Annotated in this window: 16 protein-coding genes; 9 read left to right on the forward strand and 7 right to left on the reverse strand. The window is 55.3% G+C overall.

Going from position 1 to position 15,137, the window contains the following annotated elements; translation table 11 throughout:
- Window positions 1-254: 254 nt before the first annotated feature.
- Both dsbD and RGU70_RS03335 read left to right on the forward strand, forming a co-directional pair.
- On the forward strand, window positions 255-1,961 hold the full coding sequence (gene dsbD, locus RGU70_RS03330) for a protein-disulfide reductase DsbD (RefSeq protein WP_322207994.1): 1,707 nt from the start codon (window positions 255-257) through the stop codon (window positions 1,959-1,961).
- Window positions 1,962-2,087: 126 nt separating this feature from the next.
- Window positions 2,088-2,726: a peroxiredoxin gene (locus tag RGU70_RS03335; RefSeq protein ID WP_322207995.1), complete on the forward strand. Its 639-nt coding sequence runs from the start codon at window positions 2,088-2,090 to the stop codon at window positions 2,724-2,726.
- Between the two features lie 85 nt (window positions 2,727-2,811).
- Here the strand turns inward: RGU70_RS03335 and hemB are convergent, their stop codons facing one another.
- Window positions 2,812-3,822 (reverse strand): porphobilinogen synthase, encoded by a 1,011-nt coding sequence (gene hemB, locus RGU70_RS03340; protein WP_322207996.1) that lies wholly within the window; start codon window positions 3,820-3,822, stop codon window positions 2,812-2,814.
- A gap of 265 nt (window positions 3,823-4,087) precedes the next feature.
- Window positions 4,088-4,822 carry a ribosome biogenesis GTP-binding protein YihA/YsxC gene (gene yihA, locus RGU70_RS03345; RefSeq protein ID WP_322207997.1) on the reverse strand — a complete coding sequence of 245 codons (735 nt, stop codon included), beginning with the start codon at window positions 4,820-4,822 and terminating at the stop codon, window positions 4,088-4,090.
- A gap of 200 nt (window positions 4,823-5,022) precedes the next feature.
- Between yihA and RGU70_RS03350 the strand changes: the two genes are divergently transcribed.
- The 6 genes from RGU70_RS03350 (at window position 5,023) to RGU70_RS03375 (ending at window position 11,366) form a co-directional block, all read left to right on the forward strand.
- Window positions 5,023-5,694, forward strand: a complete 672-nt coding sequence (locus tag RGU70_RS03350; protein WP_322207998.1) for a c-type cytochrome — start codon at window positions 5,023-5,025, stop codon at window positions 5,692-5,694.
- 110 nt (window positions 5,695-5,804) lie between these two features.
- Window positions 5,805-7,976, forward strand: a complete 2,172-nt coding sequence (locus tag RGU70_RS03355) for a cytochrome c biogenesis protein ResB (protein WP_322207999.1) — start codon at window positions 5,805-5,807, stop codon at window positions 7,974-7,976.
- A 43-nt stretch (window positions 7,977-8,019) separates the two neighbouring features.
- A complete protein-coding gene (gene ccsB, locus RGU70_RS03360) occupies window positions 8,020-9,168 on the forward strand; it encodes a c-type cytochrome biogenesis protein CcsB (RefSeq protein ID WP_416186471.1) in 1,149 nt (382 codons plus the stop codon).
- A gap of 110 nt (window positions 9,169-9,278) precedes the next feature.
- The gene (gene msrP, locus RGU70_RS03365) at window positions 9,279-10,259 is read left to right on the forward strand and encodes a protein-methionine-sulfoxide reductase catalytic subunit MsrP (protein ID WP_322208000.1); all 981 of its coding nucleotides are present in this window, start codon (window positions 9,279-9,281) and stop codon (window positions 10,257-10,259) included.
- Window positions 10,260-10,274: 15 nt separating this feature from the next.
- Window positions 10,275-10,904 carry a protein-methionine-sulfoxide reductase heme-binding subunit MsrQ gene (locus RGU70_RS03370; RefSeq protein ID WP_322208001.1) on the forward strand — a complete coding sequence of 210 codons (630 nt, stop codon included), beginning with the start codon at window positions 10,275-10,277 and terminating at the stop codon, window positions 10,902-10,904.
- Between the two features lie 222 nt (window positions 10,905-11,126).
- Window positions 11,127-11,366, forward strand: a complete 240-nt coding sequence (locus RGU70_RS03375; RefSeq protein WP_322208002.1) for a hypothetical protein — start codon at window positions 11,127-11,129, stop codon at window positions 11,364-11,366.
- Between the two features lie 57 nt (window positions 11,367-11,423).
- On the opposite strand, the gene RGU70_RS03380 is transcribed toward RGU70_RS03375, so the two are convergent.
- The 5 genes from RGU70_RS03380 to RGU70_RS03400 all read right to left on the reverse strand — a co-directional run bounded on the left by RGU70_RS03380 (window position 11,424) and on the right by RGU70_RS03400 (window position 14,236).
- The gene (locus RGU70_RS03380) at window positions 11,424-12,419 is read right to left on the reverse strand and encodes an NAD(P)H-dependent glycerol-3-phosphate dehydrogenase (protein WP_322208003.1); all 996 of its coding nucleotides are present in this window, start codon (window positions 12,417-12,419) and stop codon (window positions 11,424-11,426) included.
- A 52-nt stretch (window positions 12,420-12,471) separates the two neighbouring features.
- Window positions 12,472-12,921, reverse strand: a complete 450-nt coding sequence (locus tag RGU70_RS03385) for an SH3 domain-containing protein (protein ID WP_322208004.1) — start codon at window positions 12,919-12,921, stop codon at window positions 12,472-12,474.
- 51 nt (window positions 12,922-12,972) lie between these two features.
- Complete coding sequence (gene secB, locus RGU70_RS03390; RefSeq protein ID WP_322208005.1) at window positions 12,973-13,467, reverse strand: protein-export chaperone SecB; 495 nt, start codon at window positions 13,465-13,467, stop codon at window positions 12,973-12,975.
- 86 nt (window positions 13,468-13,553) lie between these two features.
- Window positions 13,554-13,814 carry a glutaredoxin 3 gene (gene grxC, locus RGU70_RS03395; RefSeq protein WP_322208006.1) on the reverse strand — a complete coding sequence of 87 codons (261 nt, stop codon included), beginning with the start codon at window positions 13,812-13,814 and terminating at the stop codon, window positions 13,554-13,556.
- Window positions 13,811-14,236 carry a rhodanese-like domain-containing protein gene (locus RGU70_RS03400; RefSeq protein WP_322208007.1) on the reverse strand — a complete coding sequence of 142 codons (426 nt, stop codon included), beginning with the start codon at window positions 14,234-14,236 and terminating at the stop codon, window positions 13,811-13,813. Before RGU70_RS03400 ends, grxC begins: the two co-directional genes overlap by 4 nt.
- Before the next feature lie 141 nt (window positions 14,237-14,377).
- On the opposite strand from RGU70_RS03400, the gene gpmA reads away from it, so the two are divergent.
- Window positions 14,378-15,124: a 2,3-diphosphoglycerate-dependent phosphoglycerate mutase gene (gene gpmA, locus RGU70_RS03405; protein WP_322208008.1), complete on the forward strand. Its 747-nt coding sequence runs from the start codon at window positions 14,378-14,380 to the stop codon at window positions 15,122-15,124.
- Window positions 15,125-15,137: the final 13 nt, after the last annotated feature.

The following is a 15,137-nucleotide window of genomic DNA, read 5'->3' on the forward strand; positions in this document are numbered from 1 at the left end:
TTGCTGTTCTGCCTCGTACGGGATGACCTGTTACATCAGGCTGATCTGATCAACACCATCTCATCGCCTTACTCAGCGGTCGTTAGGTTCCAAGTCTCTCCCTGTGCTTTCCTGAGATCATTATTGATAGCAGTCTCGTTATCGCTGTAGATTGACAGTCATTTCCCACCGATCTAAAGAGGGTCCCAGTGCATACGCGGCAAACAGTCTTAATACTAAGAATCAAGGATTTCGCTGCTCAAGCATGCTTATGCGTGGGCGCTGTATTTTTGTTCGTCGGATTACTGGCAACCCCTCTGGCTAAAGCTTCAACTGAATATCTGGCCCCGGAAGCTGCGTTCCGTTTTTCGGCCCAAATGATCGATGCACAAAACATTCAGGTTGTTTATGAAATTGCAGACGGTTACTACATGTACCGTGATCGGTTTCACTTCGAGGGTGAAAGTGTAGCCGTAGGCGATGCCATCATTCCCGCTGGCAAGATCAAATTTGATGAGAATTTTCAAAAAAACGTAGAAACCTACCGTGGACGTCTAAGTATCCGCTTGCCGGTCACCGCAGCGGCAGAATTTACTCTGATTGCTACTGCTCAGGGTTGTGCTGACCAGGGTTTGTGTTATCCGCCGATGACCAGCAAAGCCAAACTAAATCCGACTCTGATTGGTAAAACAGCAGACCCAGCTCCGTCGACGAGCGCACAACCGATTGACTCACAAATTTCAAGTTCTTTGCAAAGTCGTAATCTATTAAAAATACTTCCCCTATTCTTTCTGCTGGGTATTGGCCTTGCCTTTACTCCCTGCATGTTCCCAATGTATCCGATACTGTCCTCCATCATTGTGGGAGATCGTCACAAAGTGCATCGAGGCAGAGGCTTATTGCTTTCTTTCATGTATGCATTAGGCATGACCTTGGTCTACACCGGAATGGGTATTGCCGCCGGTTTGCTTGGCGAAGGTTTGGCTGCGAGTTTGCAAAATCCCTGGGTGCTGTCCATCTGCGCCGCCATCATGGTGGGTTTGTCGCTTTCCATGTTCGACTTATATCAACTGCAACTTCCGGCATCCTGGCAGACCGGTTTGATACATCTCTCGGGCCGCAGGAGTGGCGGTAAGTTGATTGGCGTGTTTGTAATGGGTGCAATATCCGCGCTGGTGGTTGGCCCGTGTGTAGCCCCACCGCTGGCAGGCGCACTGTTGTATCTGAGTCAGAGCCGTGATGTCTTAATCGGCGGTAGCGGGCTCTTTGCTCTGGGTGTAGGGATGAGTGTGCCGCTGCTATTGATCGGGGCCTCTGCCGGGACTGTGCTGCCGCGTGCTGGCAAATGGATGAACGAGGTCAAGCGTCTGTTTGGCATTCTGATGCTGGGGACCGCATGGTGGATGCTGAGTAGCTTGTTACCAGGTGTGCTGGCGGTTCTTGGTTGGGCTGCGCTGGGAATTGCTTACGGCGCGTACCTCATCTGGCGGGAAGATGCGCATTGGTCGGTTAAGGCGATGGGCCTTGTGTTCGCAGCATTGGGTTTATTGCAACTGATGAGTGCCGCTACCGGTGGAAAGGACGCTCTGTCGCCCATGTCGCAATTCCGAGGCGTCCCAGAGTCGCGCATTCAATTCACCCGCGTTCGTTCATCGGCAGAGCTCGATGCGGCGTTGGCCAATCTACAAGGTAAATCTGCGTTATTGGATTTCTATGCGGACTGGTGCGTCTCTTGCATAGAGATGGAAAAGGGGACGTTTACTGATCCGGCTGTGAAGGCGCAAATGGATAAAATGGTATTGCTTCAAGTCGACGTCACCGCCAATAATGCCGATGACAAGGCATTGCTAAAACGATTTAATTTATTTGGCCCGCCAGGGATCATTATGTTCGACCGTCAGGGCCGCGAAATTCCTCATGCCCGGGTAATCGGCTACAGCAAACCCACTGATTTCTTGCCTGCATTACACGCGGCAGATTGATACCGTACTTTCTTGCACGGCATGCCTGCAGGGTATTTGCTTAGCTGATAAATGTTGTTTGTCTCGCCAGCCATGGAGACTATAGTAGGTAGGTTGATCCCAGCAAACTCGCACAAGGAGCAAGATATGTCATTACGATTGGGCGATACCGCCCCTGATTTTGAACAAGATTCCACCATAGGCAAGCTTCATTTCCACGAATGGGCAGGAGATTCCTGGGTAGTGTTATTTTCGCATCCAGCTGACTTCACTCCGGTCTGCACGACTGAACTGGGCCTGACTGCCAAACTGAAACCAGAATTTGACAAAAGAAACGTGAAAGCAATCGCTCTTTCTGTCGACGGTGCCGAGCAGCATGGCAAATGGATTCGCGATATCGAAGAAACACAGCACACCGTGGTAGGGTTTCCGATACTGGCCGACATCGATAGAAAGGTAGCAACCCTGTACGACATGATTCATCCCAATCAGTCAGAAACCGCCACCGTGCGTGCTCTGTTCATCATCGACCCAAAGAAAAAGCTGCGGCTAACGCTGACGTATCCGCTGACCACGGGACGCAACTTTGATGAAGTCTTGCGGGTGCTCGATGCGCTGCAATTAAGCGATCAATATTCCGTAGCGACGCCGGGCAACTGGAAAGATGGAGACGACGTCATTATTCCGCTGTCGATCAAAGATGAAGAAGTGATCAAGCAGAAATTCCCTAAGGGATACAAGGCAGAGCGGCCCTATCTGCGCTTAACGCCACAGCCAAACAAGTAATACCTTCGCTAAAGCAGCAAAAACACTAACGCCCCGGGGGCATTCAGTCCGCCGGGGCGTTTGCTATAGCGAGGCTATGGAGCGATTAGCGCCGTTGCAGGTGGCGAGCAATATCCAGCGCAAAGTAAGTCAGCACGCCATCGGCGCCAGCACGTTTGAACGCCATCATGGCTTCCAGCATGGTTTTGTCGTGATCGAGCCAGCCGTTTTGGGCCGCAGCCTTGATCATGGCGTACTCGCCACTCACCTGATAAGCAAAGGTCGGTACCTTGAACGTCTCTTTGACTCTGTGAAGAATATCGAGATAAGGCATGCCAGGTTTCACCATGACCATATCGGCCCCCTCTGCCAGATCAAGCGCCACTTCGCGCAGGGCCTCATCGCTATTGGCGGGGTCCATCTGGTAAGTGCTCTTGTTGCTTTTTCCCAGATTAGCGGCAGAGCCGACTGCATCGCGGAACGGTCCGTAAAAGGCAGACGCATATTTAGCCGAATACGCCATGATGCGGGTGTAAATAAATCCATTCGATTCCAGGGCTGCACGGATAGCGCCGATACGGCCGTCCATCATGTCGGACGGCGCAACAATGTCGACGCCGGCCTGGGCCTGCGCCAGCGACTGACGCACCAGCAGCGCAGTAGTCTCATCATTAAGGATATAGCCATTGGCATCGAGTACGCCGTCCTGGCCATGGCTGGTGTAGGGATCCAGGGCCACGTCAGTGAGAATGCCGAGTTCGGGAAACCGTAGCTTCAGTGCCCGTACAGCTCGAGGAATCAGGCCATCGGGATTAATGGCTTCAATGCCGTCCGGTGTTTTCAGCGCGGTATCAATGACTGGGAACAGCGACAAAACCGGGATGCCAAGTTGGACGCACTCTTCTGCGACAGTCAGCAGCAAATCAATGGAAAGACGTTCGACGCCGGGCATGGAAGGAACAGGGTGTCGTTGCTGCTGACCTTCCTGAATGAATACGGGATAAATCAGATCCGCAGCGGTAATGACATTTTCCTGCATCATTGCGCGAGAAAAAGCATCCTTGCGCATACGACGCATACGAAGCTGGGGGAATGAGGGGGTGGGGGAATAGGTCATGGTCGATAAATCCTATGAATGTGAATGGTTACATTGAAAAAGTTTCGATTCACAGTCGTACATTTGCGAAAAGATCGAATTTGTAAGAGGGCGAGAAACTTTACTGACAATGAGTGGCTCATAAGCGCAGGCAATGAACTTGCCTCCCGCTTTCCCTTCCCTCCCTAAGCGGGGTCTATCCAAAAAGATAGACATTTCGCCCCGGCTAGACTCCCTCTTCCGGGGCTTTTTTTCGTCTGAGGATATGCGGATATAAAAGAAGGGCTTATGCCGCCGGGTTGGAATCGGGCGCGGGAGGGGGCGAGGTCGGGTTATCTTCGGCAGGAGTCGCGAGCGGGACATTTAATCCTGCCAGTTCCAGAATGCGGGCATCGGCTTCTTCCAGGCCGGTGCGCTTCAAGGCAGAAAACAACTGTACGGTAAAAGGAAACGGTTGCCCCTTATCATCAACGTAGCTGGCCAGCACTGTCTCCGCCATGCGCAGGGCCTTGGTGGCTTCGGTGCGATTGAGCTTGTCTGATTTGCTGAGGATGCAGTGCAGCGGCTTGCCGGTAGGCGCAAACCATTCCACCATTTGAATATCCAGATCGGTGAAAGGCCGACGCGAATCGACAATCAATACCAGCGCAGCCAGTTGATCGCGACGGCGGACATAATCCCCCAGCAGCTCTTGCCAGTGCAGCTTGGCCGAACCGGAAACCTGCGCATAACCGTAACCGGGAAGATCAACTAGCATGGCGCGGATTTCATCCACCCGGGTTTCATCCTTGCGATGCTGACCCACATGGGCCCCGCCTATGGAAAAATAGTTGATATGCTGAGTGCGACCGGGCGTTTTGGAAGCAAAAGCGAGTTTTTTCTGATTGCACAGAATATTGATCGCAGTGGATTTCCCTGCATTGGAACGACCAGCAAAAGCGATCTCGGGGATCTGCGTACCGGGCAGGTCGCGCAAATGGTTAACGGTGGTAAAGAAACGGGCTTGCCAAAGTTGGGACATGGATCTGGATAGGGATTCTGTAGAAAATACGGATGAGGGAGGGAAATGCTAAAAAGCTATTGTACAATAAGGGGTTATTGTTGTTGTGCATAGCGCGTACAGGCAGCCTTAGTGGCATGCAGTTGCGGTCCAGGCAAGCTTATGGGGTGCCGGCGCCAACAGGGCAAAATCCACAAACTAAAAGTTTCCAGGGTGTTTGAATGAATCGTGCCTTTTCCCCATTGTTGAAGTCCTTGTTTGTCGCGTTGCTGGCGATGTCATCAGCCGTTCATGCCGCCGATGAAAAAACAAGCGCCCCCGTAGTCGTCAAGGCAGATCCCGCCAAGGGCGAGGCGTTGTACACCAACGGCGATGCGGCGCGAAACATCACCGCCTGCATTTCCTGCCACGGTGCTGCCGGCAACTCGACCATCGTACAGAATCCACGTCTGGCCGGACAGCATGAGGCCTACATCGTCAAACAGCTGATGAATTTCAAGTCCGGCGAGCGCAGCAACCCTATCATGATGCCGATGGCGATGAGCCTGTCTGACGGCGACATGAAAGACCTGGCCGCCTACCTGAGCAAGCAGGCTCCCAAGCCAGGCGCAGCCAAGAATGAAGCATTGCTGGAACAGGGCAAGAGCATCTATCGCGGTGGAATCGCCTCGAAAAATGTACCTGCCTGTGCCGGCTGCCACAGCCCTAACGGTGCCGGTCTCCCCGCACAATATCCTCGTCTGGCAGGCCAGCATCAGGATTACACGATTGCCCAGTTGACCAGTTTCCGTAGCGGCGCGCGCAAGAACAACGTGCCGATGACGATGATTGCACAGCGCTTGTCCGATACTGAAATTCAGGCTTTAGCCGATTACGTGGCCGGATTGAAGTAAGCCTCAACGCAGCAAAACAAGGGGGGTGGCCAGAAAGCCACCCCCTTTTTGCATTAAAGAATGCCACCGGCACATTGCCGGGCATGCCGCACATGAAACGAGACTGATCTATGCCTAGCGACACCTCTGGAATACACATCAACACCAAGCGCCGCTGGCTGGCTGACGCGGTCGAGCTGGTGTCCTCAATGCGCTTTGCCATCAGCCTGCTGACGCTCATCGCAATCGCATCGACTATCGGCACGGTACTCAAGCAAAACGAGCCGATGCCGAACTACGTGAATCAGTTCGGTCCGTTCTGGTTCGACATCTTCAGCAAGCTCGGTCTCTATAGCGTGTATTCGACATGGTGGTTTCTGCTCATCATGGCCTTCCTGGTGACTTCCACCTCGCTGTGCGTCGCTCGTAACGGGCCGAAAATGCTCAGCGACATGCGCAACTGGCGCGAAAATGTGCGCGAGCAATCTCTGCGCAATTTCCGCCACAAGGCCGAATGGACCGCTGCGGCAAGCCCCGCCGATCTGGCCGCACGACTAGAAACCCGCATCAAGGACAACGGCTATCGCGTGAAGCTGGTCGCCAAGGATGACGCAATTCTGGTGACGGCCAAAAAGGGTGCCGCCAACAAGCTCGGTTACATCTTTGCCCATAGCGCCATCATCATCATCTGCCTTGGCGCACTGCTCGACTCCGACATGCCGATCCGGTTTCAGCAATGGTTTTACGGCAAGACGCCGTTCGCCGGCAGCGGCATCATTGCGCAAATTCCGGCGCAGCATCGACTGAGCGTCAACAACCCCACCTTCCGGGGCAACACACTCATTCCCGAAGGCGCTAGCAGCAGCACCGCCATCATTCCCCAGCAAAGCGGCGTACTGATTCAGGACTTGCCCTTCACCATCAAACTGAACCGCTTTGTCATCGACTATTACTCGACCGGCATGCCCAAGCTGTTCGCCAGCGACGTCACGGTGCGCGACAACGAAACCGGCAAGACGTTTTCCTCCACCATCAAGGTCAATGAGCCGCTGATTTATAACGGCGTGGCCGTCTACCAATCCAGCTTTGAAGACGGCGGCAGCAAACTTAAACTGACCGCCTGGCCGATGGCGGGCGTTGCCGACCGGACCTTTGAGGTTGCCGGTGAAGTCAATGGCAGCACGCCACTGCGCAACGCTAAGGAAAATGGCAAGGACAACGACTACACCGTGGAATGGAGCGGTTTCCGCGCATTGAACATCGAAAACCTGAAAAACAATAACAACGGCAGTCAGGATGCCCGGGCCGTGAACCAGAACTTCAATCGCCAACTGGCGGACAAGCTGGACGCCCACCTCGGTTCCGGTGCCAAAACAGCCAATAGCAAGGATTTGAAAAACGTCGGCCCCAGCGTCCAATACAAATTGCGCGACAAAACCGGGCAAGCGCATGAATTCATGAATTACATGCGCCCCATTCAGGTCGATGGAGCCTATGTCTATCTGGCCGGCATGCGCGATCAGCCGGATCAGCCCTTCCGCTATTTGCGCATTCCGGCCGATGACGAGGACAGTGTTGCCGAATGGATGCGCCTGCGCGCTGCACTGGCCGATCCGGCGTTGCGCGAGCGCGCCGCCCAGCGCTATGCCAGCCACGCAATGAGCGATAACCGAAATGCCCCTGCCGACATGCGCGAGCAACTGCAAAAATCCGCTGCCAAGGGCTTGTCCTTGTTCGCTGGCAGCGGCGAGGGAGACGGGCGGCAATCCGGTTTTATTGCCGTTTCCCGTTTCCTTGAGCGGATGCCGGCGCAAGATCAGGAAAAAGCCGCCGACATCTTCATGAAAATTCTCAACGGCAGCTTATGGGATCTGTGGCAGGTGGCGCGGGAAAATGCCGGCCTGAAGCCGATGCCTGTCGATGAGCGGCACGCCCGCTTCCTGCAGCTGGCGACCAATGCTTTGGCCGATACCGGGTTTTATCAGGCTCCGGTCTATTTGCAGCTGCACGATTTCACCGAAGTCAAAGCATCGGTGTTGCAAGTGACGCGCTCACCGGGCAAAAAAGTCGTTTATTTCGGCTGTCTGCTGCTGGTGCTGGGTGTGTTTTCCATGCTCTACATCCGTGAACGGCGTCTGTGGATATGGATACGGCCACGCAGTGCCGATGCTGTTGATGGTGACAGTGGTAGCGGCAGTGACGGCGGCAGCCATGCCTTGCTGGCCATGAGCACGCAGCGCAAGACACTCGATTTCGAACGCGAATTCGAGACCCTCAAAGCACAATTGACGCAACAAGCGTAAGCTGGCGGCCAGCCGTTCGCCGGCGGCCGCAGCACTGGAGAAGATGATGGAAATGACGCAAACCTACACGCCCGAACCGGGTTATTTCAAACGTCTCAGCGTGGTCGACTGGGTCTATGCCGTCGCGCTGGTCGCTGCTGCGCTGTTTGCGCTGAATCGCTTCGGCGGTTTCATGGATTACTACGAAAAAGCGGTGCTGGTACTGGCTGCGCCGACCTTCGCCTGTCTGGGCTGGCACTGGAAGCCGGTGCGCTCGCTGATTGCTTTGCTGACGGTGCTGGCGCTGTCGGCGGTCGCACTGTACGGCGGTGCGCTGGAAATGGCGAATCAGAAATTCCTGCTCAAGTACCTCTTGTCCAGCCAATCGGCGATTTTGTGGATGAGCATGCTGTTTTTCCTGGCGACCCTGTTTTACTGGATCGGATTGATCGCTCGTTCGGAAACCGGGTATTCGATAGGCTCCAAATTGTGCTGGGCGGCGGTTGTGTTTGGTTTCACCGGCATGCTGGTGCGCTGGTATGAGTCCTACCTGATCGGCGGCGATGTCGGCCACATTCCGATTTCAAACCTTTACGAAGTATTCGTGCTGTTTTGCATGATTACCGCCCTGTTCTATCTTTACTATGAGCAGCGCTATGCCACCCGTCAGCTCGGACCTTTCGTCTTGCTGGTCATTTCGGCGGCGGTCGGATTTTTGCTGTGGTACACCGTTTCGCGCGACGCTTCGGAAATTCAGCCGCTGGTGCCGGCCCTGCAAAGCTGGTGGATGAAAATCCACGTCCCCGCCAACTTTATCGGCTACGGCACTTTTTCGCTGGCAGCGATGGTGGCGGTGGCTTACCTGTTGAAATCCAAGGGCTATCTGATGGACCGCTTGCCCTCGCTGGAAGTGCTCGATGACGTGATGTACAAGGCGATTGCCGTTGGCTTCACCTTCTTCACCATCGCCACTATTCTTGGCGCGCTGTGGGCAGCCGAAGCCTGGGGCGGTTACTGGTCCTGGGACCCTAAAGAAACCTGGGCCCTAATCGTCTGGCTCAACTATGCGGCATGGTTGCACATGCGTCTGATGAAGGGCTTGCGCGGACAAGTTGCGGCCTGGTGGGCGGTCTGCGGCTTGCTGGTGACCAGTTTCGCCTTCCTTGGCGTCAATATGTTCTTGTCCGGGCTGCATTCCTACGGCGAGCTGTGACGCAGTAAAAGAAGTGGGGCCGGGAGGGCGATAGTTGTAACCGCCGCCCGGTCTGCAACGTATACCTTGTTGATGGATCATTCAATCCGCTTCTTTCTGAGGAACTCACCATGCTAATCAAATCGCTATCTGACGTTGTGGATGCGCCCCAGCCGTCCGAAATCACCCCGCGCGCGACCTTCGAAGCGCGCCGCCATTTCATCCGGCAGATGGCAGTCGGAACGGTCGCTGGCGGCGCGATGCTGGAAATGGCCGCGCAGCAAGCCATGGCGCAAACGCGCGGTGCGCAAAAACTGGCGGCAACGCCCAATCCTGGCTATGTCGTCATGGATAAGCAAACCTCGTTCAAGGACGCCAGCACCTACAACAACTTCTATGAATTCGGCACGGACAAGGCAGACCCGGCGCAAAACGCCGGCACCCTGAAAACCCGGCCGTGGACCGTCGCCATCGAGGGCGAAGTCAACAAACCCATGACGCTGGATATCGATAGCCTGCTCAAACTGGCCCCGCTGGAAGAGCGCATCTATCGCCTGCGCTGCGTCGAGGGCTGGTCGATGGTCATTCCGTGGATCGGTTATTCGCTGGCCTCACTGATCAAGAAGGTCGAGCCGACCAGTGCCGCCAAATACGTGCAGTTCGTGACGCTGGCCGATAACCGGCAAATGCCGGGGGTGGGCGACCGCGTCCTGCAATGGCCTTACACCGAAGGTTTGCGCATGGATGAGGCCATGCATCCGCTGACCCTGCTGACGGTGGGCATGTATGGCGAAGTGCTGCCGAATCAGAGCGGCGCGCCGGTGCGCATCGTGGTGCCCTGGAAGTACGGCTTCAAATCGGCCAAATCGATCGTCAAGATTCGTTTCCTCAAAGAACAGCCTAAAACGGCCTGGAATACTTCTGCCCCGCAGGAGTATGGGTTTTATTCCAACGTCAATCCGGGTGTCGATCATCCCCGCTGGTCGCAAGCGACGGAGCGGCGCATCGGCGAGGATGGGTTTTTCAACAAGAAACGGCCAACGCTGATGTACAACGGCTATACCCAGGTCGCACCGCTGTATGCGGGCATGGACCTGAAACGATTCTTTTAATCGCCGCCACCACCAATGTTCTTACGCCAACTCACGCCGACACAGGTCACCGCCGTCAAGGCGGTTTTATTCATTTTGGCCTTGCTGCCTTTCGTGCGGCTGGTGCTGTTTACCCTGACCGACCGGCTGGGTGCCAACCCCATCGAATTTATCACGCGCAATACGGGTGACTGGACGCTGTATTTCCTGTGCATCACGCTGGCGGTCACGCCGCTGCGCCAGCTCAGTAAATGGAACTGGCTGATCAAGCTGCGACGTATGTTGGGCTTGTTTGCTTTTTTTTACGTGGCGCTGCACTTCATGACCTTCTTTTGGTTCGACCATTTCTTCGATCTGGGCGAAATGTGGAAGGATGTGCTCAAGCGGCCGTTCATTACCGTTGGCTTCATTGCCTTCGTGTTGCTCATTCCGCTTGCGCTGACAAGTACGAATGGCATGATACGGCGCTTGGGTGGCAAGGGCTGGCAGTGGCTGCACCGCTTGATTTACCTCATCGTGCCGCTGGGATTACTGCATTTTTGGTGGATGAAGGCGGGCAAGAATCTGTTTACTCAGCCGATTATCTTCAGCGTTGTGGTGGCGATACTGCTGCTATTGAGGTTGTTGCACCGAAAACAACGGTCAAATCGTGCAGTTGCAACATAAAAATACCTAGTTGAAGGCGTTTTCATGGGCGAAGTGAAGTGTTGCTAAGCAGCGAATCAGCAGAAGTTGCATGTTGAAACACATTTCTCGTAAATATTTTGTATTTTTCGTATTCCAAATGCATCCCGGCGCGTTAATCGGATAACAGTAGTTCTATGCGTTGTATCTGCCATTCGGCGGAGATCAAGCAGGAACGAGTGACCAGGATGTTCAAGGAATGCCATGCAAGCGACTAAAAATACTCCGAATGCCCGCAATCAAGCGCATCGCAAGCTATATGCCTTGCCGCTGATCAGTAATAATTTTCAGCCAATGGCGGCATTGCGTATCGTGGCGTCGTCCACCAGGGACGATTGTTCGACGAGCGATAAGCTGCCAAAACAAATTGACGACCTCATCGAAGGCGGATCGCCAACTTGCTTCCGTCGATTGAAAATGTCCTGCGATATTATCGCCCGCTAACAACTTGGGGCTGAGGGTGGGGCGGTTGGGCTGACTTGTGCAGTTCCGCCGCCTGGTTTAGCGCGTTTCTTCCCGCTGATCGCGCGCCAGCAGTCGGTCAACCAACTGTTGTACTGAAAGACCATCAAACAATGCGTCGGCAACGGCCTCGGTAATCGGCATGTCGACCGCATATTGCCGCGCCAGAGCGCGCACCGCCTGCGCGCAGCGCACGCCTTCGGCAACGTGACCCAGCTCCTGTTCAATCGTCGCGAGCGGCGTACCCCGCGCCAGCGACAGGCCAACCCGACGGTTGCGCGACAAATCGCCGGTACAGGTGAGAATCAGATCGCCGATGCCGGACAAGCCCATGAAAGTTTCCATCCGGCCACCCAGCGCCATGCCGAAGCGGGTAATTTCAGCCAGTCCGCGCGTGATCAGAGCTGCCCGGGCATTCAATCCCAATTGCAGACCATCGGCGACACCCGTGGCGATCGCCAGAATATTCTTAACCGCACCGCCTACTTCGACCCCAATCACATCGTCACTCGAATAGACGCGCAGATTGCCGCCGTGGAGACCCTCTGCTGCGCGTTCGCGCAAGGCGGCATTGGTGCTGGCAAGGGTAAGGGCGCAGGGCATGCCTGCGGCGACTTCTTGCGCGAAGGAGGGGCCGGACAGCGCGCCCGCCGGAAAATGCTCACCCATGACCTGGTGGATGACCTGATGCGGCAGCAAATGCGTGCCATATTCCAGCCCCTTGCAAAGCCAGATCAAATGGCTTGCTGCGTGAAGTTGCAAGCGTTGCGCCAGCTCTCGTAAGCCAGCGACGGGGGAGGCGGCAATCAGCAGGCCATCTGGATTGGCATGAGCGACTGCGGCGGTAAAGTCGGAGGTCACGCGCAAGCTGTCGGGCAAGCGATGTCCCGGAAGGTAGCGGGTATTTTCGCGATTGAGTGCCATCTGCCCGACTGTATCGGCGTCGCGCCCCCACAGGACAAGGTCATGGTGGTTCGCCAAACCAATGGCCAGGGCGGAGCCCCAGGCGCCGGCGCCAAAAACGGTGATATTCATGGACGGGGATGACTGCGCAGAAAATTGCTGCGGATAGCTTGCGGGGAGGGGATCAATCGCCCCATAACTCGCTCGCTTTGGCGTAGCCGGTCTGGCCGTCGCGGTGGCGGATCTTGACCCAGCCGGATGCGGCCGGTTCGACCAGTTCCAGCAGGACGTTTTTATCGGCGCTGAAAGTGACTGCGCCGGTATCGTTGGGCGCGGTGCGGATTTTGGCATTGGCGGCAGTCACTACCAGCATGCGCTTGGCTTGCAGGGCTTTCGACGAAACCCAGGACAAACTGCCCGCCGAATCACGCACTTTGCTCCACTCGCCATAAGTCAGGACGACTTCTACTGGCATGTTCCGTGGGGCGACAAAGACACGCCGTCCTTTTTCGGAAGGCGCGTCGTACAGGACTGCCGGTGCGGCACCCACCGATTTGAAATCCAGCGCATAAGCATGGCTAGCCACACCGGTAGAGAGCGCCAGTAAGCTAAGCAGGCGAAGTGCTGTCTTCACATTAAGCTCCATCGAAGGGGATGCCGGAGTGGGTTGCCGCAGGAATCACTATCAATTGATTGCAGTAGATGTGCTGGGGACCAGTGTGCTGTCGGCTTGTTGCGCGGCCACGGCTTGCAGGCGTTGCTGGTAAAACACTTCGAAGTTGATTTCAGCCAGATGCACTGGAGGGAAGCCCGAACGGGTGATGAGATCCGCAATATTGGCGCGCAAATAAGGATAAATGATGTTGGGGCAGGCGATACCGAGCAGCGGGTCGAGCTGATCTGCCGGGATGTTGCGCACTTCAAAAATCCCTGCTTGCTTGCCTTCGACGAGGAAAGCAACCTTGTCCTTGATTTTCGCGGTCACGGTGATGGTGACAGTCGATTCAAAGATGCCTTCGGCCAGCGCATCGGCACCGACATCGACGGAGACTTCAATCGCGGGCGCTTCTTGCTCGAGGAAAATGGCGGGAGAATTCGGCTGTTCCAGCGACATATCTTTCAGATAGATGCGTTGAATCTGGAATACGGGTTGTTCTGTCGTGCCGGTTTCTTCGGTCATGGGATGCTTTCGTTAAGATGGTTAAGATGGTTAAGAATTGAATCGGTCTCGATCGGGGCGGCAGTCGCCGTTTCCCTGGAGTGTTTTCAGCCTTGCAGCAGCGTATCAAGCTTGCCGGCGCGGTCGAGTGCGTTCATGTCGTCGAAGCCGCCGACATGGGTATCGCCGATATAAATTTGGGGGACAGTACGCCGTCCGGTTTTTTCCATCATGACATTGCGCTGCGGCAGGTCGATGTCGATGCGGATTTTTTCGATGTTTTCAATACCTTTGCTTTGCAGCAGGCGTTCGGCCATAGCGCAGTAAGGGCAGCTGCCGGTGCAATACATGACGACGGGCTGGCTCATGAGTTGAGTTCCTTGAGCCCGGCTGTCGGCAAACCTTGCGACTGCCAGCCGGCAATGCCACCGTTGAGTCCAAAGACATTTTCAAAGCCGGCTTTTTGCAATAAAGCGGCAGCGCGCGAAGACTGGGTGCCGCTCTGGCAGACGACGATCACGTTCTTGGCTTTGAACTTCTCCAGTTCGGTGATGCGTTGCGTCAGTTCCTTGACAGGGATATGCTTTGCGTCGCGCAGATGGGCGGCGGCGAACGCGGCTGCGTCGCGCACATCCAGCACCAGAGTCTGAGTTTTGCCGCGATTGATCATTTGTGTGGCCTGCAGCGAGGTCAGGCTATTTCCTCGCTGTTGCAGGTAAGGCAGCAGCAATGCGCCACCTGATAAAACAGCCAGGCCAATCAGGAATATGTTGTCTATGATGAATTTCACGTTGATCCAATGTGTTTACCGAATCCCGCCATTATAAAATAGAAGGCGACAAGCGAGTGCGGAGCTTCACAACTTCTGGGACCTCGTCTATGGCAGATGACTCTGCTTTCCTTTTTTTACCAGACTATTATTAAGAAACCCATGTACAAAATTGTCCTTATGCGTCACGGCGAGTCCACCTGGAATCTGGCAAATCGCTTCACCGGCTGGGTCGATGTCGACCTGACCGACAAGGGTGTGGCCGAAGCGCGCAATGCGGGAGTGCTTCTGAAGGAGGCCGGATTCAGCTTCGATGTTGCCTATACTTCGGTGCTCAAGCGCGCTATTCGCACGCTCTGGACGACGCTCGACGAGATGGATTTGATGTGGTTGCCTGTCAAGCACGACTGGCGTTTAAATGAGCGCCATTACGGTGCGCTTCAGGGTTTGAACAAGGCAGAAACGGCGGCCCAGTATGGCGATGCCCAGGTATTGACCTGGCGGCGTAGCTACGACACGCCGCCCAATCCGCTGGACGAAGCCGCCGCACAGGCGACCTGGGACGATCCGCGCTACGCCACCCTGCCGCGCGAACAAATTCCTTTGACCGAATGCCTGAAAGACACGGTTGCCCGCGTACTGCCTGTCTGGAACGAAGAAATCGCCCCGGCCATTCTCGCCGGCAAACGGATATTGATTTCCGCCCATGGCAATAGCCTGCGCGCGCTGATCAAATATCTGGATGGCATCAGCGATCAGGATATCGTCGGTCTGAATGTGCCGAATGGACAACCGCTCGTCTATGAGCTGGACGCTGACCTGAAGCCGATCCGGAGCTACTACCTGGGCGATCAGGCGGCCATTGCGGCGGCGCTGGCGGCCGTTGCCAATCAGGGAAAATCCAAATAGACGCTTCTCCTTC

Source organism: Herbaspirillum sp. RTI4 (genome assembly GCF_034313965.1).
Lineage (GTDB): Bacteria > Pseudomonadota > Gammaproteobacteria > Burkholderiales > Burkholderiaceae_D > Herbaspirillum.

What these genes read in the sequence shown, in the direction of transcription:
- RGU70_RS03370 (WP_322208001.1), top strand. Translation starts at nt 10,275, where the DNA reads ATGTTCTTACGCCAACTCACGCCGACACAGGTCACCGCCGTCAAGGCG.
- RGU70_RS03335 (WP_322207995.1), top strand. Translation starts at nt 2,088, where the DNA reads ATGTCATTACGATTGGGCGATACCGCCCCTGATTTTGAACAAGATTCC.
- RGU70_RS03355 (WP_322207999.1), top strand. Translation starts at nt 5,805, where the DNA reads ATGCCTAGCGACACCTCTGGAATACACATCAACACCAAGCGCCGCTGG.
- RGU70_RS03350 (WP_322207998.1), top strand. Translation starts at nt 5,023, where the DNA reads ATGAATCGTGCCTTTTCCCCATTGTTGAAGTCCTTGTTTGTCGCGTTG.
- ccsB (WP_416186471.1), top strand. Translation starts at nt 8,020, where the DNA reads ATGATGGAAATGACGCAAACCTACACGCCCGAACCGGGTTATTTCAAA.
- grxC (WP_322208006.1), bottom strand. Translation starts at nt 13,814, where the DNA reads ATGAGCCAGCCCGTCGTCATGTATTGCACCGGCAGCTGCCCTTACTGC.
- RGU70_RS03380 (WP_322208003.1), bottom strand. Translation starts at nt 12,419, where the DNA reads ATGAATATCACCGTTTTTGGCGCCGGCGCCTGGGGCTCCGCCCTGGCC.
- secB (WP_322208005.1), bottom strand. Translation starts at nt 13,467, where the DNA reads ATGACCGAAGAAACCGGCACGACAGAACAACCCGTATTCCAGATTCAA.
- RGU70_RS03375 (WP_322208002.1), top strand. Translation starts at nt 11,127, where the DNA reads ATGCAAGCGACTAAAAATACTCCGAATGCCCGCAATCAAGCGCATCGC.
- yihA (WP_322207997.1), bottom strand. Translation starts at nt 4,822, where the DNA reads ATGTCCCAACTTTGGCAAGCCCGTTTCTTTACCACCGTTAACCATTTG.
- hemB (WP_322207996.1), bottom strand. Translation starts at nt 3,822, where the DNA reads ATGACCTATTCCCCCACCCCCTCATTCCCCCAGCTTCGTATGCGTCGT.
- gpmA (WP_322208008.1), top strand. Translation starts at nt 14,378, where the DNA reads ATGTACAAAATTGTCCTTATGCGTCACGGCGAGTCCACCTGGAATCTG.
- msrP (WP_322208000.1), top strand. Translation starts at nt 9,279, where the DNA reads ATGCTAATCAAATCGCTATCTGACGTTGTGGATGCGCCCCAGCCGTCC.